At 70.6% G+C, this 23985-nt stretch carries 19 protein-coding genes; 2 read left to right on the top strand and 17 right to left on the bottom strand.

Going from position 1 to position 23985, the window contains the following annotated elements; all coding sequences use genetic code 11:
• From WMF22_RS13825 to yidC, 8 genes are all read right to left on the bottom strand, one after another.
• Positions 1-3099 carry an FHA domain-containing protein gene (locus tag WMF22_RS13825; RefSeq protein ID WP_438036038.1) on the bottom strand — a complete coding sequence of 1033 codons (3099 nt, stop codon included), beginning with the start codon at positions 3097-3099 and terminating at the stop codon, positions 1-3.
• Between the two features lie 220 nt (positions 3100-3319).
• Complete coding sequence (locus WMF22_RS13830) at positions 3320-3457, bottom strand: hypothetical protein (RefSeq protein WP_437299556.1); 138 nt, start codon at positions 3455-3457, stop codon at positions 3320-3322.
• 236 nt (positions 3458-3693) lie between these two features.
• Positions 3694-5853, bottom strand: a complete 2160-nt coding sequence (locus WMF22_RS13835) for a protein phosphatase 2C domain-containing protein (RefSeq protein WP_438036039.1) — start codon at positions 5851-5853, stop codon at positions 3694-3696.
• 42 nt (positions 5854-5895) lie between these two features.
• Entirely contained in the window at positions 5896-8037 is a 2142-nt protein-coding gene (locus WMF22_RS13840) for an FHA domain-containing protein (RefSeq protein ID WP_437299558.1), read from the bottom strand.
• 228 nt (positions 8038-8265) lie between these two features.
• The gene (locus tag WMF22_RS13845; RefSeq protein ID WP_438036040.1) at positions 8266-9438 is read right to left on the bottom strand and encodes an FHA domain-containing protein; all 1173 of its coding nucleotides are present in this window, start codon (positions 9436-9438) and stop codon (positions 8266-8268) included.
• 279 nt (positions 9439-9717) lie between these two features.
• On the bottom strand, positions 9718-10071 hold the full coding sequence (rplS, locus tag WMF22_RS13850; protein ID WP_012235149.1) for a 50S ribosomal protein L19: 354 nt from the start codon (positions 10069-10071) through the stop codon (positions 9718-9720).
• A 379-nt stretch (positions 10072-10450) separates the two neighbouring features.
• Entirely contained in the window at positions 10451-11014 is a 564-nt protein-coding gene (locus WMF22_RS13855) for a protein jag (protein ID WP_437299560.1), read from the bottom strand.
• Complete coding sequence (yidC, locus tag WMF22_RS13860) at positions 11007-12791, bottom strand: membrane protein insertase YidC (protein WP_437299561.1); 1785 nt, start codon at positions 12789-12791, stop codon at positions 11007-11009. The genes WMF22_RS13855 and yidC overlap by 8 nt, the downstream gene beginning before the upstream one ends.
• Between yidC and WMF22_RS13865 the strand changes: the two genes are divergently transcribed.
• Positions 12790-12951, top strand: coding sequence for a hypothetical protein (locus tag WMF22_RS13865; RefSeq protein WP_437299562.1), 162 nt, complete (start codon positions 12790-12792; stop codon positions 12949-12951). The genes yidC and WMF22_RS13865 overlap by 2 nt on opposite strands.
• Here the strand turns inward: WMF22_RS13865 and yidD are convergent.
• From yidD to rpmH, 3 genes are all read right to left on the bottom strand, one after another.
• Entirely contained in the window at positions 12948-13328 is a 381-nt protein-coding gene (gene yidD / locus WMF22_RS13870) for a membrane protein insertion efficiency factor YidD (RefSeq protein ID WP_437299563.1), read from the bottom strand. The two genes, WMF22_RS13865 and yidD, sit on opposite strands and share 4 nt — an antisense overlap.
• Before the next feature lie 71 nt (positions 13329-13399).
• Entirely contained in the window at positions 13400-13963 is a 564-nt protein-coding gene (gene rnpA / locus WMF22_RS13875; protein WP_437299564.1) for a ribonuclease P protein component, read from the bottom strand.
• Positions 13964-13973: 10 nt separating this feature from the next.
• Positions 13974-14123 (bottom strand): 50S ribosomal protein L34, encoded by a 150-nt coding sequence (gene rpmH, locus WMF22_RS13880; RefSeq protein ID WP_012235155.1) that lies wholly within the window; start codon positions 14121-14123, stop codon positions 13974-13976.
• A 361-nt stretch (positions 14124-14484) separates the two neighbouring features.
• Between rpmH and WMF22_RS13885 the strand changes: the two genes are divergently transcribed.
• On the top strand, positions 14485-16170 hold the full coding sequence (locus WMF22_RS13885; protein ID WP_438036041.1) for an OmpA family protein: 1686 nt from the start codon (positions 14485-14487) through the stop codon (positions 16168-16170).
• 278 nt (positions 16171-16448) lie between these two features.
• Here the strand turns inward: WMF22_RS13885 and WMF22_RS13890 are convergent, their stop codons facing one another.
• Genes WMF22_RS13890 through WMF22_RS13915 form a run of 6 tightly spaced genes read right to left on the bottom strand, consistent with a single transcriptional unit; the run spans position 16449 to position 23842 of the window.
• The gene (locus tag WMF22_RS13890; RefSeq protein ID WP_438036042.1) at positions 16449-18599 is read right to left on the bottom strand and encodes a thioredoxin domain-containing protein; all 2151 of its coding nucleotides are present in this window, start codon (positions 18597-18599) and stop codon (positions 16449-16451) included.
• A gap of 56 nt (positions 18600-18655) precedes the next feature.
• A complete protein-coding gene (locus tag WMF22_RS13895; RefSeq protein ID WP_437299568.1) occupies positions 18656-19984 on the bottom strand; it encodes a beta-ketoacyl-[acyl-carrier-protein] synthase family protein in 1329 nt (442 codons plus the stop codon).
• 36 nt (positions 19985-20020) lie between these two features.
• A complete protein-coding gene (locus tag WMF22_RS13900) occupies positions 20021-20896 on the bottom strand; it encodes an acyl-ACP desaturase (protein ID WP_438036043.1) in 876 nt (291 codons plus the stop codon).
• Positions 20893-21144: an acyl carrier protein gene (locus tag WMF22_RS13905; RefSeq protein ID WP_437299570.1), complete on the bottom strand. Its 252-nt coding sequence runs from the start codon at positions 21142-21144 to the stop codon at positions 20893-20895. Before WMF22_RS13905 ends, WMF22_RS13900 begins: the two co-directional genes overlap by 4 nt.
• 3 nt (positions 21145-21147) lie before the next feature.
• Positions 21148-22032, bottom strand: coding sequence for a class I SAM-dependent methyltransferase (locus WMF22_RS13910; protein ID WP_437299571.1), 885 nt, complete (start codon positions 22030-22032; stop codon positions 21148-21150).
• Positions 22019-23842, bottom strand: coding sequence for a fatty acyl-AMP ligase (locus WMF22_RS13915; RefSeq protein ID WP_438036044.1), 1824 nt, complete (start codon positions 23840-23842; stop codon positions 22019-22021). The genes WMF22_RS13910 and WMF22_RS13915 overlap by 14 nt, the downstream gene beginning before the upstream one ends.
• Between the last annotated feature and the right edge of the window lie 143 nt (positions 23843-23985).

A 23985-nucleotide genomic window follows, 5' to 3' on the forward strand; every position in this document is an offset into this window, starting at 1 on the left:
TCACACCGGGTCGCGCCGCTTCAGCACCGCGCAGAGCGTGACGAGGATGATGAACGTCATCCCGGCGAGCACCGCATAGGGCATCCAGGTCTGATCGTACGTGGTGAAGCCCCACGCGCCCGCGTAGTTGTCGGCCGCCATCTGCGCGATGGCGCACTTGAACTTGCCGCCCTCGATGAAGTCCGCGGCGCTCGTGTCGGTGCGGTGCAGATCGATGACCCACGCTGGATCCTCCGCGGTCGCGAGCCGCTCCGGCGCGATCGCGCCCTCGAAGCCCCAGCGCGCCGGGATGATGTACATGAGCGGCCGGAGGTGCGGCACGGTCGTCATCGGCACCATGAGCCCCCCGAGCACGACCTGGGGGATGAGCGCGATCGGCGTGAGCGCCATGGCCGCCTCGGACGAGGCGACCACCGTGGAGAGGAGGAGCCCCATCGCGACGGCGCTGAGCGAGGTGGCGGTCAGCGCGGCGAGCTGCATGCCGAACGCCTGCATGCCGCCGTGGAAGCCGAGGGCGAAGAACACGATCGCGAGCAGGACGGTGCACTGGACGAGGCAGAAGCCGGCGAGCAGCAGGTACTTGGAGAGCACGTAGTTGACGAGCCCCAGGTTGACCATGCGCTCGCGGAGGTAGATGGCCCGCTCGCTGACGATCTCGCGGGCCGCGTTCGAGGTCCCGAACCAGACCGCGGCGACGACGAGGAAGAAGATCGCCGCGGTGTGGTCGGTGGTGACCTCCATGCCCTTGATGACGTCGGTGCTCTGGTCCGCGCCGCCGGCGCGGCGGCCGAGCTCCTGGAGCGCGCCGAGGCACCACGCCGGGATCGCCTTCTCCTGCCCGCCGAAGACGATCGCGAGCAGGATGCCGATGATCGGGGCCTGGAGGAGCATGATCAGGGTGCCGCCGATGTCGCGCTTCTTCACCTTGAAGTAGCGCGACAGGAGCAGGCCGAGCTGCCCCTTGGTCGTGGCGCGCCCGGCCGGGATGCCGCGCTGCCCCTGGCCGGTGCCGATCTCGCGCCGGCCGGAGTACATCCGGCGGTACGTCGGGTTGCCGTCGCTGAAGAACTCCTTGCGCCACTCGATGGCGGCGAGCTTCCTGGCGTCGCCGCGCGACGCGTTCGGGTTCCGCGCGCGGAGCTGATCGAAGATGGGCCGCTCGCGGAGCGCGAGCATCTCGAACATGTCGCGCGGGTTGTCGACGTCGTTCTGCTGGCCGTGCCGCTCCTTCCAGCTGCCGAAGAAGCGGTACGCGTCGGGCCGGGTCGGCCCGAAGAACATCGGGATGCCGCCGTAGCCCAGGATGAGCGCGTGGCTGAACTTCTCGAACTCGTCCTTCGCCGGCTGGTGGATCGTCATGATGATCGTCTTGCCGGTGGCCTTCGTGAGGTCATGCAGCAGGCTGATCAGCGCGGTCGTGTCGTCGGCGGCGAGGCCCGAGGTCGGCTCGTCGAGGAAGAGGATGACCGGATCGGTGACGAGCTCGAGCGCGATGTTGACGCGCTTGCGCTGCCCGCCCGAGAGGATCTTGTTCTCGGGCTTGCCGATCTGGAGGTTCTTGACGCCCTCGAGGCCGAGATCCTTGATCGTCTGCTCGACGCGGGCGTCGATCTCGGCCTCGGTGTAGTCGGGCGGGAGGCGGAACTTCGCGCTGTAGCGGACGGCCTCGAAGACGGTGAGCTCCGGGTGGACGAGATCGTCCTGCGGCACGTAGCCGATGGAGCCGCGGAGCGTGTCGTAGATGTTGTAGAGGTCCTCGCCGTTGATGCGGACGACGCCGCTCGTCGGCGGCAGGTAGCCGTTCAGCGTGAGCAGGAGCGTCGTCTTGCCGGCGCCCGACGGCCCCATGAGCGCGATCATGTCGCCCGGCAGCGCCTTGAACGACACGTTGTCGAGCAGGGTCTTCTGCTCGTTCGGGTTGTCCCGGTCGGGGACCTGGAGGGCGAGGCTCCACGCCTCGATCTCGTAGAGCGGCCGCCCTGCCCACCGATCGGCGGAGTACTCCTCCTGGACGACCTCGACGGCGCCCGCGCCCCCCATCTCGATCTGGAGGGGCATGGGCCCGATGTAGATCTTCTCGCCGCTCTGCACGGCGATCTTCTGGCCGGGCGCGATGCGGTTGCCGCGGACGTAGGTCCCGTTCGCGCTGCCGCGATCCTCGACGTAGAGCTGCCCGTTGATCGAGTGCAGGAGCGCGTGGTGGCTCGACACCTGGGGGTGGGCGAGCACGATGTCGTTGTCGGGCGTGCGGCCGATCTTCTTGACGTTCGATCCCCCGCCGGAGAAGTCGAGCTGGCCGAGGACCGTCTTGTTCTTCCTCCCGGGCGCGCCGGCGGCGGGCACCGAGGACGCCGCGTGCGCGGGCTGCTGCGGCGGCGCGTAACCGCCGGCGACGCCTGGCGGCGCGTAACCGCCGGCGCCGGGCTGCTGCTGCGGCGCGTAGCCGGAAGCGGCAGGCTGCGGCGCGTAGCCGGAAGCGGCAGGCTGCGGCGGCAGGACGCTCGCCGCGGGCGGGGCGCCGGAGGCGGCCGGCAGCGCGGACTGCCGGGCGGCCTGCGCGAGCTGGACGAGCAGGCTGATCTGGACGGGGACGGGCCCGAACGCGATGGCGCCTTGCGGATCGATGGGCGTCGGCGAGCCAGCGGCGATGCGCTGCGCGCCCACGTACGTGCCGCTCGTCGAGTTGTGGTCGATGACCATCATGCGATCGAGCGTGACGGTCGCGTGCTGGCTCGAGACGCTCGGGTGCTGGAGCACCAGGGAGGCGCGCCCGGGGTCTCGTCCGATCACGACCTGGCCGGGCGCGGGCGCGAGGCTCCCGGGCGACGCCAGCATCAGCGTGATGGCCGGATGGTTCAGCGGGACCGGCGTCTGCGCGACAACGAACTGGGTGCGGAAGTCGAACGGGACCTGCTCTCCCGGCGAGAGGGGCCGCCCGTTCGCCGACGCCGGCCCTTGCCCGCAGGAGAAGAGCAGCTTGCCACCCCCCTGGTTGACGATGCGCGCGTGCTCGGGCAGGACGCCGGGAGCGACGAGCACCACATCGCAGGTGGGGGCGCTGCCGATCGTGATGCTTTGTTTGCCTAGCCCCGGGATCATGCGGGCCGCGTTTCACCACAGGCCGTCGGGGAGGGCAAGGGAAGAGGCGCGTCCCGTGCGCCGCCGCGCGCCACGCTGTCGCGGCGCCGCTCGCGGGAGAGGAGCGCGCTTCCGCACGCGCGCGGCGATGGGCGCCGTTCGGCGGGAGGCTCTCGCCCGATCGACGAACGGCGTGTCGGCGCGGAGCGTCGTGACTTCCGGGAACAGGGGGTTCAGCGGGTCACAGATCGAGCAGCATGAAGCCGGCGCGGGCCTCCTCGAGAGAGGGTGTACGGGTCGACTCCGGCACCTCTTCTTCCAGATCCTCAGGCGCGCCATGCATGTCGTCGCCGTGCTCGAGCTCTTGGTCGCCAGGCATGGAGGGACCTCCGGAAAGTTAGGCTAATCCGGAATCCGATCTTTCTTCAATCGCATTCCACGAGCGGGGCCGTTGTGCGGTGGTCGTCTGAGTCGAGCGCGTCGAGCGAGCCGAGCTCGGTCGTCGTGATCGTGTCCGTCGAGGTTTCCGCTCGTCCGTGCGGGGCGGTGGGTGGGGGCGGCCTTTCCGCGTCTTTCCGCGTCTTTCCGCGTCTTTCCGCGTCTTTCCGCTCCGCCTCAGCTGCCGAGGAGCTTCCAGAGCAGGAAGACGAACAGCACGAGGATCACGGCCGAGGCCGAGGCGATGAGGGCGATGTAGACGCCGCGCGGGGCGCGCACGGTGCTCGGCACGCTCGGTGCCCCGGAGGACGAGACGGGGCCGGAGAAGCTCGGTGCTGGCGCGGGGCGCGGGCCGGTCGCGGCGTACGCCTGAGCGTGCAGCGGCGCGGGCGCGAGGTGGGGGGGCGGGGCGGCGGCGACCGGGGGACCACCGGGCGCTGCTGGGTTGTGCCCCGGGAAGGCCACCGAAGGCGGCGGAACATCCTGCTCGGTCGCGTGAAGAGGCGCACCATAGGCGGCGCCGACGTGAGGCGGCGCACCGTACGCGGCGCCAGGATGGTGCGGCGTGCCGTAGGGGACGCCAGGAGGGGGCGGCGCGCCGTAGGCGGCGCCAGGAGGGTGTGGTGCGCCGTAGGGGACGGCGGGGTGGGGCGGAGCGCCGTAAGCGGCGCCTGGGTGAGGCGGCGCTCCGAACGAACCAGGCTGAGGGGCCGCGGCGCGGCCCATGGGAGGCGGCGCGGGAGCGCTCAGGGGAAGGGGAGACAGCACGGCGGGCGCGTCGGGCGCGTTCGGGTAAGCCACCGGGGGATGGGCGCCTGGCACGGTTGGAGGCAGCGCCAGCGCGGAGTCCATCGGCGTGGGCGTCATGGCCGACCCGCCGTCGGCCGCCGTGGGGCTCACGGCCTTCGCGCTGGGGGCAGCGGCCGGAGCCACGGGAGGCAGCTCGTCGGTGGCCGTGGGGCTCACGGCCGGCGCGCTGTCGACGGTGGTGGGGCGAAGCGCCGGCGCGCCATGGGCAGCACCCGGCGCGACGGCCGGGACGTTGTCGGTGGCTGTCGGCGCGATGACCGGGACGTTGTCGGTGGCTGTCGGCGCGACGGCCGGCACGTCGTCGGTGGCTGTCGGCGCGACGGCCGGCACGTCGTCGGAGCCCGCCGAGGCCGCGGTCGCCGCGGAGCGGGGGGACGCTGGACGCAGCCCCGGCGCGCCGGTGGAGCCTGCCGGGACCACGGTGACGGCGTCGCTGGTGGACGCAGGGCGCGGCGTGTCGGGGGAGCCCGTCGGGACCACGGTGATCGCGTTGTTGATGGACGCCGGGTACGGCGCCGGCGCGTTTCCTGCGGCCGCCATGCCCGCCGCCGCGCCGCTCGCGGCCGCAGGGGCGCCATGGCCGTGGGGGAGCGGCGTGCTCGTGGCGTGCTGCTGGCCGATCGCCGCCGCATCGGACCGGGGCATCGCGACGGTCTCCTGAGGGCGCGAAGCGCGCGCAGGATGGACGCCGTCGCCCGGGCCCGCCGCCCCTGGCGGCCCGTGCGCGATGGTCAGCGAGCGGCTGCCCGTCTCGAGCACCCGGACCATCTGCACGGTGATGTTGTCGTGACCGCCGCGGTGGTTCGCGAGCTGCACGAGCATCCGGCACGCGTGATCGACCGAGCCCGACGCGAGCGCTTGCCGCGTGCACCCGAGGATGTCGCCGGGGAGCACGAGATCGGTGAGCCCGTCGCTCGACTGGATCAGCACGTCTCCCGGGTAGAGCTCCATCGGCTCGGGTCGAACCTCGACCTCCACCTCTGGCCTCATCCCGAGCGCGCGCGTGATCTTGTTCGCGTCGGGGTGGCCGATCGCCTGCGCCTCCGTGAGCATGCCCGCGTCGATCATCCCCTGCACCATCGAGTGGTCGCGCGTGAGGGGGTAGATCTGGTGGCTCCGGATCACGTACGCGCGGCTGTCGCCGACGTGCGCGACATCGACGCCGCGCTCGTGGAGGACCATCGCGACGACGGTCGAGCCGGGCCGGACGCGGTTCTCCGGCGGCCCGCCCAGCTGGTAGACGCGGCGCCCCGCTTCCTCGATCGCGGCCTTGAGCGCCCCGCTCGGATCCACGGTGGCGGGCGTGCGCTCGATCATCTCGAAGATGGTCTGGATGGCGGTGCGGCTCGCCTCGCTGCCGCCATAGTGTCCGCCCATGCCGTCGCACAGGACGCACAGGTAACCGAACTTGGTCTCGGCGTAGCCGCAGGCATCCTCGTTGACCTGCTTGTTCGGGTCCCGGCCAGCATCGCTGGCCTGGGCGAACTCGATCTTGAGGTGCGGGGAGGACTCGGTCGGGGGCATCATGGGGGGGCGTCGCTCGGGGCGCGAGAACGGGCCCCGGACACGCTACTCCAAACGGACGCTGAACTCGACGGGGCCGAACCGCAACGACGCGCCGGGCGGCACGAGCGTCCACACGGCCGCGGCGATGCGCTGGCCGTTCACGTAGGTCCCGTTGTTGGAGTTCTCGTCCCGCACGAACAGCTGGCCGGCCTCGAGCTTCACGCTCGCATGGGTGCCGGAGACGCGCGGCTCCGACAGCGCGATCAGGCACGAGGCGCCGTCGCGCCCGGCGCGCACCTCGGCGCCGGGGTGCACGGTGAAGATGCCCGCCGGGCCCGAGAGCGTCGCCCGGCTGGCCCCGCCCATGGGGGGGCCCATCATCGGCCCGCCGCCATAGCCGAAGTCACCCGGAGGCGGCGGCGCGGGCGCGTAGGGCGGAGGCGGCCCGCTCCCGGCCACGATGGGCCTCGGGGGCGCGGCCGCCACCGTGCCGCCGCGCCGCTTCCCGCCGCCGCGGAAGATGGAGACGAGGAGCAGCACGATGACGACGCCGCCGAAGGTCACGCCGCCGATGAGCAGGTACGGCAGCGGCGCCTCCTTCGCCTTCAGCGTGAGGATCTTGTCGGCCGTGACCGCGCTCGTCCGCCGCGCCTGGTTGTCGTAGATGATGAGGCGCGCCGTCGTCTGGTCGCCCTTGCCGACGAGGAACTTGTCGGTGTCCGGGAGCTCGAACTCGACGACGCTGTCGCCGGCCGAGATCGCCTTGCCGCGCATCCCGCCCTCGATCAGCGTCCGCTGGGCCTTCTTCGCGTCCTCGAGGTTCCCGCCCTGCAGCGACTGCGGCGCGGCCTGGTTCTTCGGGACCATGTAGATCTCGGCCCGCTGCGCGTTGCCACCCCAGCAGAAGTTGCCGAAGATCTTGACCGTGCCGCCGGGATAGATCGGCGTCTTCTTCGCCGCGCGGTCGGTCGCGTCGCGGTCGACGTCGAGCGGCCACGCGGTCGGATCGATGCCGACGGGGACGTTCTGGAAGGTGGCGTCGCCGGCGATCGGCGGATCCGTGTTGATGAAGGCGAGCTTGAACGTCTGCGTGATGCTCGGCGCGACGCACGAGACCCGCCACTTCACGATGTGCATCTTGTTGAAGCGGGTGCGGATCGCGTTGACGATGTTGGCCGCGCGCCGCTGCTGGCCGTCGCGCACCACGCTGAAGAAGCCGCCGATCTCGGTGTTCGCCATCCCCTCCATGAACTCGCGGGCGTTCGCCGTGAACTCCTCGACGAGCTGGCTCGGGAACCAGATCGAGATGACGGGCACCGGCGTCTTCGGCAGGACGTCGTTGTTCTCGGGGAACCGCCCCTTCGTCAGGTACTCGCGGAGGAGGTTCGACGCGGCGGCGGTCGAGCTGGGATCCGCGCCGGCGGAGCCGTTCGAGAGGACCACCATCGCCTGGTGCATCGGCACCTGGACGCCCTGACCTGCGTTGCCGAGCTCCTTGAACGCGTCGGTGGCGGCGTTCTTGATGATCGTGAAGAGCGGGCGCGTGCGGCCCTGCGTCGGGTAGGTGCGCGCGACGCCGGCGATCGCCTGCGCGGCCGCCTGCTTGTTGCTCACCCACTTCGAGTCCTCGACGACGCCGCGATCGTTGAAGAACATCACGTCGACGATGTCGTTCGGCTGCATCGCGTTGACGAACGCGCTCGCGACCGCCTTCGCCTCGTCGAAGCGGTTGCCCATGCTCGACGCGGCGTCGATGAGGATGAGCCACGCCGTCCCGACGCCCGGCTGACCGGCGCTGTCGCCCCACCGCGCCTTCGACTCGAACTTCGCCGGAAGATCCGTGCCGTCGACCGTGACGGAGAGGATCGCGTTCTTGTCCGGGAAGTCGAACGACGAGTAGAGCGCCGACGGCTGCTCGATCGCGTCGGCGACGCAGTCGAGGTTCGCGTTGCCGGTGAGCGCGGCGCAGTTGCGGGTGAGGTCGCTGAGGCGCTTGTTCTGCACGACCTCGAGCACGGTCGTGAGCACGGGCGAGCCGTCCACGGTGCTCGCGCGCGGGTCGATGCGGAGCACGTGCGCCTCGGGCGCGGCCTCGGCGCGGCGCTGTCCGGCGAGGAGCGCGAGGACAGCGGCCGCGAGCGCGAGGAGCCTCGCGCAGCGCAAGGCCTTGCCCTCGCGCCTGCCGCGACGGGCGGAGGCGCTCATGGAGTGGATCGGGCGAGTCGCGTCATGAGAGGGAGTCATGCGTGGGGATCTCCAGCGGGCGCGAGGGAGCCGAGGAGCGCTCCCTGCGCGAGCGGGGCGGCCGCCGCGCGCTGGCGGCGGCTATCCGGTTGGTTTTCACGCAGCCCGGCAGGGGCGCCAGGTGCCGGTCGAACGTCGCGGGGGAAGGGGGCCAGGCTCGGCAACGCCTCTCCTCGTGCGATGGGCCCGTCAGGCCCGCGCGGCCACGCTGAGCAGGATGACGCTGAACCCGCCGAAGCGGATCTTGTCGCCATCGCGCAGCTCGCGTCGGCCCTGGAAGCCGATCGCCTCCTCGTTGTGGAATGTCCCGTTGGTGGAGCCGAGGTCGGCGAGGACGATCCGACCGCCGTCGATTTCGAGCGTCGCGTGGTGGGTCGAGGTCGTCCCGTGCGCTATCTCGATGTCGACCTTCTGCCCTGTCTCGGCGCGGCCGACGATGTTCTTGCCTTGCCAGAGCGGCCAGAACCTGCCGAGCGCGTCGTCCTGGAAGCTGACGAGGAAGCCGGCGAGGGTGCGGCGGCTCTCCTGCCCCGCGGCCCTCGGCGGCGCCGGCGTCGCCGGACGCACCGCGGGAGGAGGCGGGATGTACGCGGGCGGCGGGCCCGGCGGGGCGAGGTTCTGCTGTGGCTGCGGCGGCTCGCCGTAGGCGCCGCTGCCGCTCGCCTGCGGTATCGGCGGCGGCGCGGATGCCCCTTGCTGGTTGGGCGCATAGGCCGTCTGGTTGAAGGGATCGCCGCTCATCTGGATGCCGTCGAGGGCGATCGGGTGGCCTCCTTCCATGCAGAACGAGCCGCCCGCCGGGATCGCGTGCCCCTGCACGCAGCGCGCGCCCTGCGGCTGCGGCGGCGGACCGAAGCCGGGCTGCTGGGGCGGGCCGAAGCCGGGCCGCGGGGGCGGAGGGCCGGGATAGCTGCCCTGCTGCTCCGGGAAGCTCGGGGCCGAGCCGTAGCCTCCGCCCGGCGCGCCGTAGATCGGCGGCTCCGGCGGGAACGGCGGCGGCTTCAGCGGCACCGGAGGCGGCGGCTGGGGCGCACCGAAGCCACCAGGCTGCGGCCCGAAGGGCGGAGGCGGACCGAAGCCGGCCGGGCCGCCCTCGGGCGCCGGCGGGAACCCGGGAGGCGGGCCTGGAGGAGCCCCGAAAGGCGCCGGCGGGGGCGGACCAAAACCGCCGCTCGGCGAGCCATAGTTCGGGGGAGGCTCGGGGGGCGCACCGAAGCCCGGAGCAGGAAACGGCGGAGGAGGAGGCGGCGGCGGCGGAGGAGCCCCGAACGCTCCAGGCCCCGACGGGGTGAGCGGCGAGGCGCACACAGCGCAGAATTTATCGGCGGGGGTCGCGGGCGCACCGCAACGCGGACAGAGCATGGTGATCCTTCTCGGGTTTCGCGGCGCTGGGGCACCGCCGCCGCGAGCATACCGTGGCCGCTCGGCCGAGGATCAAGGAAGAAGTATGCGGGAACCCTTGCTACAGGCCGGCAACGCGGTGCGTGCGCGCGCATGCACGCGTCGCCGCCCAGCGCACAGCTGCTTCCGCGCCGTGCCATGGATGCTTGCGCGCGCGATCGAACCAGGGAGCCGGCTGTCCCCCTGGCAATCTGCTCTGCGGGAGCGCTCTGCTCGCGGCCGGGGGGCCGGCCGGCGGGATCAATCCTTTGCGTCGCGGACGCGAGCGGCCTTGCCTGCCAGGTTGCGCAGGTAGAAGAGCCGCGAACGGCGGACCACGCCGCGCGAGACGATCTCGACCTTGTCGATGCGGGGGCTGTGGAGGAGGAACATGCGCTCGACGCCGACCGTGAAGCTCACCTTGCGCACGGTGAAGGTGCTCCGGACCCCGGCGCGGTGGCGCTTCAGAACGACACCCTGGAACACCTGGATGCGCTCCTTCTCGCCCTCGACGATCCGGTAGTGGACGCGCACCGTATCGCCGACCCGGAAATCCGGGATCCCCTCGCGGAACAGGGGAGCTTCGATCTTCGCGAGGATGTTCGAGGTCTGCATGGTCGGTCAATCCTTCAAAGGGTCGGGGATCCGTCTTCGCGGTCCCGTGCCCGTGCTCAAGGGGGCTGGGCCGCCGCCGTTCGGGGACTGCGTCCGGCGGAGCGGGGGCCGCGCGCGGCCCTCGTGCTTCACGCGATGAACGCAGATGGAACCCGGTTGCGGTTCCGGGAGAACATGGGCGCGAGCGCGTGCCCGCGCACCTCCCCGGGGGGTACCGGAGAGGTGCGGCATTATGCATGCGGGCGATCCGGTGTCAACGCCGGCAGCGGCGCAGTCGCTCTTGATGCGCGCGCCTGGTGGGCGTCAGGTGTGCGTTGGGCGTGCGTTGGGCGTGCGTTGGGTGCGCGTTGGGGGCGCGCTTCGTGCCGGGCCTTCAGCCTCAGCGGCGGACGGGGATGATCTGCACGCGGCGGGCCTCTCCCTCGCCGTCGCTCTTGGTGACGACGCCCGGGAACTTCGCCAGCGCCAGGTGGACGACGCGGCGGTCCTGCGGGTTCATCGGCTCGAAGGTGATGATCTTGCCCTCCTCGACCGCCTGCTTGCCCAGCCTGCGCGCCATGGAAGAGAGCGTGTCCTCGCGCCGCTGCCGGTAGCCCTCGGCGTCGATGATCACATGACGCCGCTTCTTGCCCGGCCGGTTGATCACGCGGTTGGCGAGGAACTGCAGCGCCGAGAGCGTCTGCCCCTTCTTGCCGATCACGCGGCCCGCGTCCTTCCCCTCGATCTCGAGCCGGATCTCCTCGGGCGGATCCTCCTCCTCGTTCTCGAGGAGGTCGACGGTGCAGTCCATGCCCATCGCCGCCAGCACATCGATGACGAAGTCGAGCGCGATGTCGGCGCGCCCGTCCTCCTCGAACTCGGCCGCGTCGCCAGCGCCCTGCGCCTCGGCATCGACATCGACGTCCGCCGCGTCGATTCCCCTTTCGGCAACTTCACTATCCACGGACACGTGCTTTTCCCTTTCCGAGAGCAGGGGCCGACTTGTCGTCGTCGCCCGGAGTCTTCTTCATCGCGGATTGGGGCTCCGCGCTCGCGACCTCTCGCACCTGGATGCCGCCGGCCCGTTCGTTCTTCGCCTTCAGGTAGCGCTCGACGAGCACCTGCTGCCCGATGCCGAGCCAGGTGTTCGTCAACATGTAAACGCCGAGGCCGGCCGGGAGGAAGAGCATCATCGCGGTGAAGATGCCGGGCATCAGGTACAGCATCATCTTCTGCTGCGCCGGGTCGCCCTGCGGGGGCATGAGCTTCTGCTGGATGAAGCTCGAGCCGCCGAGGACGATGGGAATGATGAAGTACTTTCCCGGGGCCGACAGGTCCGGAATCACGGGGCCGAACGGGGTGTGGTAGAGCTCCACCGCGGTCTGGAGCGCGGTGTAGAGGGCGAACCATACCGGCATCTGGAGCAGCATCGGGAAGCAGCCCACGACCGGGTTCGCGACCTTGTTCTTGCGCCAGAGCTCCTGCATCGCGAGGCCGCGCTGGGCGGCGTCGTCCTTGTACCTCGCGTTGATCTCATCCATCTCCGGCTTGAGCTTGCGCATCGCCGCGGCGCTCTTGATCTGCTGGATGCTCAGCGGGAAGAGCAGGAGCCGGACCGTGATGGTGAGCAGGACGATGGCCCAGCCCCAGCTGCCCACGGCGCCGTAGAGGACATAGAGGTACGAGACGAGGAGCTTCGCGATCGGCGAGAACCAGCCGAGGTTGATGACCTCGCTCGCCCCGTGATCCACGGCGGCGAGCAGCTCGCGCTCCTTCGGCCCGGTGAAGGACAGGAGCTTGTAGGTCACCGCGCCGCCGGGCGCGAGCTCGTGCTCCGGATAGGCGAGCCGCGCGCGATAGATGTGCCCGTAGCTCGGGTCCTTGCTTTTGTCCTGGAACTTCGAGGTATCCCAGACGTCCTCGATCTGCGTCTCGGCCGTGGGCTGCCCTGGCCCTTCCAGCGGGATCGCGATCTTGCTGAAGTAGCTGCTCGAGACGGCGGCGAACCGCGCGTTGCCCGGGGTGCGCCGCCAGCGCTCGGCGGTGAACTCCGGGTCCTTGAAGTCGCCCGGCTCGAAGGCGTCGGGGAGCTGGCGCTCGGTCTTCTGGTCGGTCGCGGCGACCGTCTCGGTGATCCACTCCGAGATCAGGCCGAGATGGCCCTCCGTCTCCTTCTGGGTCCGCCACGCGGTCTGCTCGACGGCGAGCCGGTGCTTGCGCGGCTCCTGCGCGAGGTTCTCGACCGTCATCTGCACCGAGAGCTCGAAGGGACGCCCCGTGGCCGCGACGACCTTGGTGAGCCTCGTCGCGCTGTCGGCGTAGGTGAACGTGCAGCTCTTGCCGTCCTGCGCCGAGAGCTTCCAGTCGAGGTCGTCGAACGGCACCTGCTGCGCGCTGCCGCCAGGCAGGTGCAGGTCCGTCCTGAGAGGCATCCGCGACTCGAGCGAGGTCGTGACCAGGTCCATCGGCCTGCGCTCGCCGTTCCCCGTCGTGTACTTCGGGTCCGTCATCCAGAGGTGCCGGAGCGACCCGCCGTGCGTCGATAGCTCAGCCTTGAAGCGGTCTCCGTCGATGACGCACATCTCCGGGGGAGCGCGCTCGGCGGGGGCCGTGCTGTCGTTGACGTCGAGCGGCTGCAGCTGCGGCGCGCCCTCACCGAAGAGGAGCGGCTTGCCGAACTGGAAGAACAGGATGATGGCGAGGCCGAGGAACAGCCATTTGGCGATATTGCTGCGTTCCATGAAGTCCTTCGTCGATCCCAGGATCTCGAGCCGCGCCCTTCGCTACGGGCGTCTCGTGACGCCTCACGAGGCTGCCCAGGGTCGCTTCGTGCGGGCTTCGCTCCGCGGCGTGTCGGGCGCCGTGCCGCAGGGGGCCTTGTCGATGGCCGAGCGGGATTAGTCCATGAGGGTGACCCGGCCGCTGAAGCCCGCTCGACAGGGGGATGAGGCGCGCGAGGCGAGCTCCGCGCCAGTAGACGAACAGCGTGTCGTATCCCGCGGGTCAGCGTCCCGTTGACGCGGCATCCGGGCAGCCGCGGCACGGCGAAGACGAGGTGGCGGAGGGTCGAACCCGCCTGGATGAAACGGGTGACACCTACACAGTCGCTTGAGCGAAAGCAAGCTCCCCCGGAGCGCCCCGTGGTCCACGATGCAGGCGGCGGCGTAGCGCGAGCAGGAGGGCTCGAACCGACAGACCGGGCCCATCAACGCCACGATGAGCCTGGAGAGCGTCATCTGGTAGGCGCGGATCAGCGCGAGGAGGAGCGTCGCCAGCATGCGGTGAGCCGTGAGAGAGCGAGGAGCTTGGGGCCCAGCGCACCAGGGCGCAAGGTATGCCGCGCCATCTTCTAGCTGCCGGCTGGGTCGGTCGGGTTGGTCGGGTCAGTCGGGTCTGGCGCGGGCGCCGGTGGATCGCTTGCGCGGCGCTCGGCCACGACCTCCGTTCGCGCGCGCGACGCGGCAGTGAGCGCCTCCTTTGCCCGGCGGCGGAGCACCGGAACCACGCCACGAAGCTCCGCGAGGACGTCATCGAGGCCGAGCGAGCCGGCGCCGGTGCGGAGGATCACCACGATGTCGACGCGCTCCGGGAAGAGCTCCGGGAATCTCCGGAACGCCTCCCTGAGCAGGCGCTTCGCGCGGTTGCGCGCCACAGCGCCGCCCACCTTGCGCGAGGCGACGAGGCCCAGGCGAGGCGCCCCGGATGGGACAGGCGCGGCAGCGCTCTTGGTGCCGCGGAGGGCCCCGCCGCGAGCAGCGCCCTCGGTGGGGGCCGCGACGAGGATCAGCAGGTGGCGGGTGCTGACGCGATGACCACCGTTCTGGATGCAGACGAATTCTGCTCGCCTGCGAATGCGGCGCTCGCGCGGGAACGAGGAGGAGGACGCCGACGAGCGCGGTTGCGCTGGCGCCATCACCGCCGCGTTACTTCTTGTAGATGGTGGGCGCGAGCCGGGCGCGGCCCTTGCGGCGGCGGTTGTTGATGACCTTGCGACCGCCGGCGGTCGCCATACGCGCACGGAAGCCGTGGGTCCGGGCGCGGCGGGTGTTATGGGGCTGGTAGGTGCGCTTCATGGCTGGTGGTCCCTCGGTCTGGACCGCGAACGGCGGCATCCTGGCCGCACGTCAAGCGGGCGCGCAAGAAAGCACGGCATTTGGCCCAGGTCAACACCAGACGACGCGGTGACGCGCGGTCACGGGCGGTTACGCGCGGTGACGGGAGATGACGCGCCTTGCCCACGTTCGCCGTTCTCTCTCACCTTTCTAGAGGCCTGGGTTAGCGTGTAGCCTCCGATCGACCGCAACGGTCGTTCAAGAGCGGGTCACAGGAGGGAATTTGACGCGCACCGGAGGACATGAGGGGGAAAAGCAGCACGCGCCCGCACGGGGCGTCAAGCGACGCGCGCTGGCGGCTGCTGCGGCGGGAGCCTTGTTCTTGAGCGCGCTCCCTGTGAGCGCGCAGACGAGAACGTTCTACCTGGACCGGCTCTACATGGCCGGCGCTCCCGACGACTCGATCGCGCTCTGGCGACCGCAGGTGGCGCCGGAGACGCGCTTCTTCGGGCAGTTCGGGCTCGGGCTCGGCCTCAATCCCTTCCGGGTCGAGAACATGCTGAATGACGAGCAGGCCGCGGGGCGGTTCAGCAGGGAACACGGCTCGCCGGTGTCCTCGCAGCTCATCGGCTACTTCAACGGGGGCGTCGAGCTGCTCGACCGCTTCTCGTTCCAGGTGGGGCTGCCGATCATCGCCCTCCAGACGAGCAACCCGACGAACGACCCGAGCGTCGCCGGCGCAGAGGACGCGGCGAGCCCGTCGACCGCCGCGCTCATGGACATCCGGCTCGACGGGCGGGCGATCCTGTACCGCACCGAGGATCGCTTCTTCAAGCTGGGCGCCAACGTGACGGCGTGGGTGCCGACCGGCAGCAAGCTCTCGTTCTCGGGCGACAACGCCGCGAGCGCGATGATCGGGCTCTCGGGGGAGATCGATCTCAAGTCGATGTTCTTCGTCCTGAACACCGGGGTGCACTTCCGTCCGTACTCATCGCTCAACGACTTCGCCGTGACGAACGAGTGGAGGTGGGGGGTCGGCGGCTTCCTCCCGCTGCGGAACGGGGCGCTGCGGCTCGGCGCGCAGATCTTCGGATCGACGGGCCTCGGCCGCGGCACGACGTTCACGGGCGACAACACGCCGCTGGAGTGGATGGCCGAGGGGCGGCTCGCGCTCGATCAGCGGAAGAAGGGGTGGCTCGGGGTCGGCGCCGGAACGCGGCTGTCGGGCGGCTACGCGCCGGATTTCCGGATGGTTGGGGTCATCGGCTACTCGTTCGGCATCAAGGATGTCGAGCCCGTGTCTCCTGGCAGGCGCTTCCAGGCGGTCCCGCCGCGCGCCGCGGACACGGACAAGGACGGGCTCCCCGACGACATCGATCTCTGCCCGACCGATCCCGAGGACGGCAAGCCGCCGAACCGCGACGACGGCTGCCCGGCGCTGCCCGATCGCGACGGCGACGGCATCCCGGACACCAGCGACAAGTGCCCGGATCAGCCCGAGGATTTCGACAAGATCAACGACGCCGACGGCTGCCCGGAGGACGACGCCGACGAGGACAGCATCCCGGACGCGAAGGACGCCTGCCCCAAGGAGCCGGGCCAGCCGAGCCCCGAGCCGACGAAGAACGGCTGCCCGCAGTTCATCCGCCGCATCACGGGGTCGAGCGAGATCCAGATCCTGAAGCAGGTGCAGTTCGCGACCGGCAGCGCGAGGATCTTGCCGAACAGCTACAGCATCCTCGACGAGGTCGTCCGGCTCTTGAAGGTGAACCCCGAGATCACGCTCGTCGCGATCGAGGGCCACACCGACAACCGGGGCTCGGACCAGCTCAACGAGAAGCTCTCGAACGATCGCGCTCACTCGGTCAGGACGTACCTGATCGAGCGGGGCGGCATCGATCCCGCCCGGCTCACGGCGGCGGGCTTCGGTCCGAAGCGGCCGATCGACGACAACAACACCGAGGCCGGGCGCCAGAAGAACCGGCGCGTCGAGTTCCACATCCGCGAGAGCAACACGGGCGGGAACAAGGCTGGCGGCGACAAGGGTGGCGGTACCGTCACGCCGTAGGTGGCTCATCCGGGCGGCGCGCGCGGGAGCCCTGCTGTGCGTGGTGCTCTCGCCGGCGTGCCGCCCTGAGCAGGGCACGCCCTACCGCTGCAGCTGCACCTTCGTCACGGACTTCGACGACGACTCGAGGCTCGACGTGGAGGTCTGCGCTCCGAGCGACGCCCGCGCCGAAGGCGTCGGACGTGGATGCGCGCAGACCCACGCGCCGGGCCCGGTGTCCGGCTGTACCTGCGGAGGCGCCCCGGATCGCGGCCCGTGCGAGCTCGGCGCGTGCCGCGTCACGCCAGCAGCGCCTTGAGGTCGGCCGCCGTCGTGACGGGCGCCGAGCACGTCCGCCCGCGACATGCGTAGGCGACCGCCCCATCAGGGCGCGCGGGCTTGCCCTCGGCGACGACCTTGACCGCCGCGGCGCTCTCCGGCCGAGCCGGATCCACGAGCACGATCGCCCGGTTCGGCAGGTACGCCTTGAACGCCTCGCGCGTGAGCTCGGCCGCCGACGCCGAGCCCGCCTCGCCGACCACCACGACCGTCACTGCACCGCGCGTCAGGCGGTCGAGCACGCACACGGTCTGGCCGAGACCGAAGGAGTTCTCGATCGCGGTCGGCGCGAGGACGTCCAGCTGCCGCTCTGCCGGTGAGAGGTAACGCTCGTCGGCGATCTCGGAGAGGCGCAGGCAGAGGAGCGCCGCCATCGAGGCGGCCGAGGGCGCGGCCTGGTCGTAGATGTCCTGCGTGCGCGCGATCAGCGCGTCGCCGTCGTCCGGCGTGAAGAAGAAGCCGGGCGTGGCCTCGTCCCAGTGGTGTGCGATCATCGCGTCGGCGATCGCGCGCGCGACGTCGACGTAGCGCGGGTCGGAGGTGGCCTCGTAGAGGTCGAGGGCCGCGTTCCCGAGGTACGCTTGATCGTCGAGGAACCCTGGCCGGACGTCGCGCACGGCCGCCCCGGAGCCGCCTTGCTCGCTCTTCGCGCCGGGAGGCGCGCCGTCCTTGAGATAGCGGCCGACGCGGCCGCCGCGGACGAGCTTCTGCTCGAGCAGCGCGAAGGCGCGCGCCGCGGCGTCGACCCAGGCGGGCTCGTCCAGCGCGCGCCCGGCGTCGGCGAGCGCCCCGATGAGCAGCCCGTTCCAGCTCGCGAGCACCTTGTCGTCGCGCGCCGGCCGAGGCCTCGCGTCGCGCGCCGCGAGCATCGCGACCCTGGCGCGCGCGAGCGCGTCGCGGCACCGATCGAGGTGGGTCGAGGGGCCGCCTCCCGTGCCGTCGTCGATGACCGCCGCGGCCTGATCGAGCGTGCGGTGCTGCGAGAGCACCGTCGCGCCGCTGTCCTCGAAGTTGCCCTCCTCGCTGATGCCGAAGACGAGGCGGGCCACGTCGTACGCGAGCTGATCCTCGCCGACGGCGTCGCGGAGCTGCTCGAGCGTCCACACGAAGAACTTGCCCTCGCGCCCCTCCGAGTCGGCGTCCTGCGACGCGTAGAAGCCGCCCTCCGGGGCGCGCATCTCGGCGAACAGGTAGCCGACGATCTCGCGCGCCGTCTCGGCGTAGATCGGCTTCTTGAACGCGCGGAACCCGTCGGCGTAGAGGCGCAGGAGGAGCGCGTTGTCGTAGAGCATCTTCTCGAAGTGGGGCACGAGCCAGCGCTCGTCCGTCGAGTAGCGGTGGAAGCCGCCGCGCAGGTGATCCCAGATGCCGCCGTCCCGCATCCTGTCCAGCGTGAGCTCGACGCCCTCCGCCGCGACGCGATCGCCCTCCAGCACGCCGCGGCGGAGCAGCACGTCGAGCGCCATGGTGTTCGGGAACTTCGGCCGCGATCCGATGCCGCCGTGGCGGGGATCGAGGCGCGCGAGCAGCTGCCGCGACGCGCGCCGGAGCAGATCGGACGGCGCGGGCGCGACGACGCCTGCAGCGCGCGCCGGCGCGCGCTGCGCGCGCTCGATGGCATGGGTGATCTCCTGCGCCTGCTGCTCGACGTCGTCGCGCCGGTTCCTGAAGGCGTCGGCGATCTTGTCGAGCACCTTCGGGAAGCCGGGCATGCCGAGCGCGTCCTTCGGCGGGAAGTACGTGCCCGCGAAGAAGGGGCGCTGATCCGGGGTGAGGAACACCGTCAGCGGCCAGCCGCCGCTCCGGCCCATGAGCTGCACGACGAGCTGGTAGATGTGGTCGAGATCGGGCCGCTCTTCCCGGTCGACCTTGATGTTCACGAAGAGGTCGTTCATGTGCCGGGCGATCGCCTCGTCCTCGAACGACTCGCGCTCCATCACGTGGCACCAGTGGCAGGCGGCGTAGCCGATGGACAGGAGGATCGGCTTGTCCTCTCGGCGCGCGAGATCGAGCGCCTCGGCGCCCCACGGGTACCACGCGACCGGGTTGTGCGCGTGCTGCAGGAGGTACGGCGACGACTCGCTCGCGAGCCTGTTCTTGTGGGCTGCCATGGGCCCTACGTAGAGCCGGGCGCGGGGGGCCGCCAGCCGTGGCGCGGTCGCCGGCGCTACGCCCGCTCCAGCACAAGCGCGCAGTTGTGCCCGCCGAAGCCCGCCGAGCACTTCACCGCGTGACGCAGATCGACCGCCCGCCGCTCCCTCACGACGTCCAGGGAGCACTCCGGATCGAGCTCATCCACGTTGATCGACGGGTGCAGCAGCTGGTCGCGCAGCGAGCACACGACCGCGATCGTCTCGACGGCGCCGGCGCCGCCGAGCAGGTGCCCGATCATCGACTTGGTCGCCGAGATCGGGATGCGCGCGAGGCGCTCGCCGAAGACGCGCCGCAGCGCGAGCACCTCGGCGGCGTCGCCCTGCGGCGTCGAGGTCGCGTGCGGGTTGATGTAGCCGATCGCCTCCGGCGCCGTGCCCGCCCTGGCGAGGGCGCGCTGAAGCGCGAGCGCGAGCCCGAGCCCCCCCGAGTGCGGCCGCGTGAGGTGCTCCGCGTCCGTGGTCATCCCGAAGCCGGCCACGACGGCGAGCGGCTTCGCGCCGCGCGCGAGCGCGTGCTGCTCCTCCTCGAGCACGAGCGCGCCTGCTCCCTCGCCCATCACGAAGCCCTGGCGGCGCCGGTCGAACGGGCGGCTCGCGCGCGCCGGGTCGCCGTCGACGGCCCTGGCGAGCGCCTTCGCGTTGCCGAACCCCGCGACGGTGTTGAGCCGCGTCGCGGCCTCGGCGCCCCCCGCGACCATCACGTCGGCCTCGCCCGCCTCGATCATCAGGGCCGAGGTCGCGATCGAGTGCGTGCCCGTCGCGCACGCGCTCGCGAGGTTGTACGAAGGCCCCATGAGCCCGTATCGCATGGAGATGAGCGCCGCGGCGCCGTTCGGCATGACCCCCGGGATGAAGTAGGGCGACACGGCCCGCGGGCCGCGCGCCGCGCTCCTGCCGACCTGCTCTTCGAAGATCTCGACCGACCCCATGCCCGTGGACATCAGGCACCCGACGCGGGTCCGGTCGAAGCCGCTCGCCGGCGCCGCGGCCGCGAGCGGCGGCGCGCCCTGGGCCCGCGCGCCCGCGCGCTCCGCCGCCTCGTCCTCCGCGGCGGAGGCGCGCTCGATCGGCGCGATGCCGGCCTCGCGCAGCGCCTCCACCGCGGCCGCGAGGCTGAAGTGGGTCACGCGGCCATAGATCTCCGCCTCCTTGGGCGACAGGTATCTCGCGACATCGAACCCCTTCACGCTGGCCGCGATGTCGCTGCGGAGCCTGTCGACGGGGAAATCGCGGATGTAGTCCACGCCGGATCGGCCGGCGAGGAGGTTTTGCCAGGTGGTGGCGACGTCGTTGCCCAGCGGGCAAACGGCGCCGATCCCGGTCACGACGACGCGCCTTCGCATCGGACTGCTCTTGCTCGTTGGGGGGAGGTGGAAGGTTCAGGCGGACAGCGCCTGGGGCGCAGTGTTGTCCAGGTTGGGAGCGCTTGCGAGCCCCTCGATCGAGGGGTCACGGCGCTCACCGCCGCGGCGAAGCTCGAGCGCGGCGCGCTGGGCGGCGAGCATCTCGTGCCGGCCCACGCCGAGGTACTTGAGGATCGGCATGTAGACCTTCTGGATGAACACGTTCCGGTCGACGCCGGCCTCGCGCATCTTCAGGATGCGCGAGTCGTAGTCGGGGACGATCCCGACGCCCGGCATCTCGAAGTTCGCGAACACGTGCGCCATGTCCGCGAGCGTGCCCGGCCGGTCCTCCTCGAGCAGCACCTTGACGACGCTCTGGTAGAAGCGGCAGTGGGCGATCTCGTCGCGGGCGATGTAGTCGTAGATCGTCCGCAGGCACTCGTCGCCCTCCGTCGCGGCCCGCTCCCGGTGCTTCACGTAGATGACGAACGTCGCCATCTCCTGCACGCAGCCGTAGAACGTCATCTGCCGCGGCGTGTGGAACGGGAGGTCCCACTTCTTCGCGAAGATCTGATGCTGCAGATCGCTGAGCTGCTCCTCCGTGCGCTTGCCCGAGCGCAGGAGGTACTGCATCAGCGTGAGCGAGTGCTTCGACTCTTCATACGCCCAGTTGGCCTGGAACCACGCCTGGCCGAAGTACTTCCGCACGAGGTTGATGCCGTTCGACACGTAGTCGGGCAGGTACATCTCGACCGAGCAGAAGGTCTCCGCGCACAGGGCGAGCTCCTCGCTCGCGTCCTTGTTCACGCGCTCCCAGGGGATGTCCTGGAAGACGTTCCAGCGGCGCTCGCGCTCCGCCTTCTCGAAGAACGTCATGTACTCCTGGAAGATCTTCTCCTCCAGCCGGCTCATACGGTCGCCTCCAGCCGCTCTCCGACCTTCTTGCAGAGGTCGCCCACGGTGATGAGCTCGACCAGATCCTCGTCCGGAATCATGACGCCGAGCTCGGTCTCCATCTCTCCGACGATCTGCATCATCGAGAGCGAGTCGATGCCGAGCTCCGTGATCACAGAAGCCGCGGTGACGTTCGGGAACTCGCGCTTGTCCACCCGGGCGGCAACCGTCTTGAAAATCTCGAGCAGATTGGTCTTGTCCGTCATGGTTCAGTCGATCCTGCGAAGCTCGTATTGAGCGAGGGAGCTGTAGTGCTTGTCGAACGCGTTCACGCACGTCGACAGGTAACGATCGTAGTCGTCGAAGACCTTGTCCCCCCACGTCGACCGGATGGTCTTCTCGTTCAGCCTGAGCCGGCGGAGCCACTCCGCGGTGGTGCGCTGGTAGTGCTCGCGCCGCGTGTTCACCTGCATCACCTCCCAGTAGGGGTTCGCCGCCTGGATGATGTCCTCGAGCCGAGGGTTCAGGCCGCCGGGGAAGATCTCCTTCGTGACGAAGTAGATGTCCTCCAGATCTTTCCTCGTGCCGGCGGGGAGCCCGCCCCAGGGCGTCATCCGCGGCGTCCGGTTGCGGAGGATGGTCTGGAGGCCGAACCAGGCGCCCTTGTTCGTGAGCTCCCAGGCCTTCTTGAAGTAAGCCCGATAGATGTCGATCGCCTTGCCCTGGCGCGCCTCCTCCGGCGAGCACAGGTGATCGATCATGCAGATCGAGATGAGGCTGTCGAACCGCTCGGCCGTCGCGAAGGTCCGGAAGTCGCCGCCGACCACCTCGACGCCGGGGATCTTCCGGGCGTTCACCTCGGCGGCCTGCGCGGTGGACAGGGTGACGCCGACGGCGCGCGTCACGCCGCGCGCCGTGGCCACGTACTCGAGCGCCGCGCCCCAGCCGCAGCCGATGTCGAGCACCTTCCTCCCGGGCCCCGCCTTGGCGAAGTCCGACAGGATCCGGAGCTTGTTCAGCTGCGCGGCCTCGAGCGACTGCTCGGGGGACTCGTAGACGGCGCAGGTGTAGTTCATGCGCTCGTCGAGCCAGAGCCTGAAGAACTCGTTCGAGACGTCGTAGCTGACCTCGACCTCGGCCTTACTGGATCCCATCGATGACTCCTTCGACACGTGCCGGGGCGCCGCCCGCGCGGCCCCCTTCGGTTCGCGACACAGGGCCGCCCGCGCGGACCACGTCGCCATGGGGAGAGGGCGTCGCGCCCTCGTCAATGTCCGAGGCGACCTCGAGCTCGCCGGCCTCGAAGCGCCGCCTCATCTCGCGGCGCCGCACCTTGCCGCTCGACGTCTTCGCCAGCGTCCCCCGCTTGATCAGCGCGACCTCGGACAGCTGCACGCCGAGCTGGGCGCGCACGGCCTGGGTGATCGCCTGCGCGACGCCGGCGACGCTCCGCTTGGCCTCGGCGACGACGATCGCGCGCTCGGCCCCCTCGGCGGTGAGGCACGAGAACGCGACGCAGTGGCCGTCGCGCACCCCCTCGACGGAGGACGCGATGCGCTCGATGTCCTGGGGGAAGTAGTTCTTGCCGCCCAGGATGATGAGGTCCTTGGAGCGACCGCACAGGTACACCTCGCCGGCGACGGTATAGCCGAGATCGCCTGTCCGCAGCCAGCCCCCTCCGAACGCGGCCTCCGTCGCCTCTGGCTCGTTGAAGTAGCCGGCGGCGACGCTCGGGCCGCGCACCCAGATCTCCCCGACCTCACGCGGGCCGAGCGGCGATCCGTCAGGGCCCGCGATGATGAGCTCGTGGCAGGGGAGGGGGCGACCGCAGGAGACGAGCTCCAGCGAGGCGCCGCCGTTCGCGGGCCACGCCTTGCCGGCCTGCATCGCCTTCGCGTCCACGCGATCGGTGGTGAGCGGGGCCTTGAGGTCGCTGAACGTGATCGCCAGCGTGGCCTCGGCCATGCCGTACGAGGGGAGGATGCTCTCCGGGCGGAGCCCCCGCTCGCTGAAGCGGCGGAGGAACGCGCGGAGCACGTCGGCCTGGATCGGCTCGGCGCCGCACCCGAGCGCGCGCACGCAGGAGAGGTCCCAGCTGCCCGCCTGCGCGTCGGTGACGGCGCGCGTGGCGAGGGCGAAGGCGAAGTTCGGGGCGAAGGTGATCGTGCCGCGGAACCTGTGGATCGCGTCGAGCCAGAGCGACGGGCGGCGGATGAACGCCGTCGTCGGCAGGAACATCACCGGCACGAGCGCGTAGAGCGGCGCGATGACGAAGCCGATGAGCCCCATGTCGTGGTAGAGGGGCAGCCAGCTGACGCCGCGATCTTCCGGCGTGGAGCGCAGCCCGTCGAACATGATGGCGTGGCTGTTCACCGTCAGGTTGCGGTGGGTCACCATCACGCCCTTCGGCCGCGAGGTGCTCCCCGACGTGAACTGCAGGAACGCGAGGTCGTCGAGGGACACGCGCCAGGGCTCGGCCGCGTGTGATGCGTCGGATGCGTCTGACCCATCGACCGCGCGCAGGTCGCGCTCGAGGACCACGCGCAGGCCTGGCAGGGCCTCACGGCTCTCTCCGTTCGCCGCGAGGTAGGCGTCGATCATCTCCTTGAGCTGCTCGTTCGTGACGAGCACGCTGGCGCCCGACGCCTCGAGGATGTGCTGCACCGTCTCGCCGTACGCCTCGAGCTTGGCCAGCGACTGCGGCGGGTACATCGGGACGGCGACGATGCCTGCCGTCAGCGCGCCCACGAAGGTCAGGACGAACTCGTCGGCCTCCGTCAGGATCAGCGCGACGCGGTCGCCCTTGCGGAGCCCGAGCTTGCGAAGCGCGTAGGCCCGGCGCCTCGCCTCGAGCCAGAGCTCGGCGTAGCTGATCGCTCGCTCCTCCCCGGAGCTGCGAACGAACGTGACTGCGCGGTCGGCGTGCACCGAATTCTGCTGGAGGACTTCGACGAACGTGCGCATAGGGTCTCTGGCGGCTCAGGTCGGCCGGATGTCGTGATCCGTCCGATAAGGACAGCGGGGGCCTGAGTGAGCGCAGCCATAAGCGAAAATCGAGCCAGGGCAAACAGAAAACACGGGAATCCAGGGTTTGGGCTTGATTCCGC

Origin of the sequence: Sorangium sp. So ce204 (genome assembly GCF_051526795.1) — a bacterium.
Taxonomy (GTDB): domain Bacteria; phylum Myxococcota_A; class Polyangia; order Polyangiales; family Polyangiaceae; genus Sorangium; species Sorangium cellulosum_B.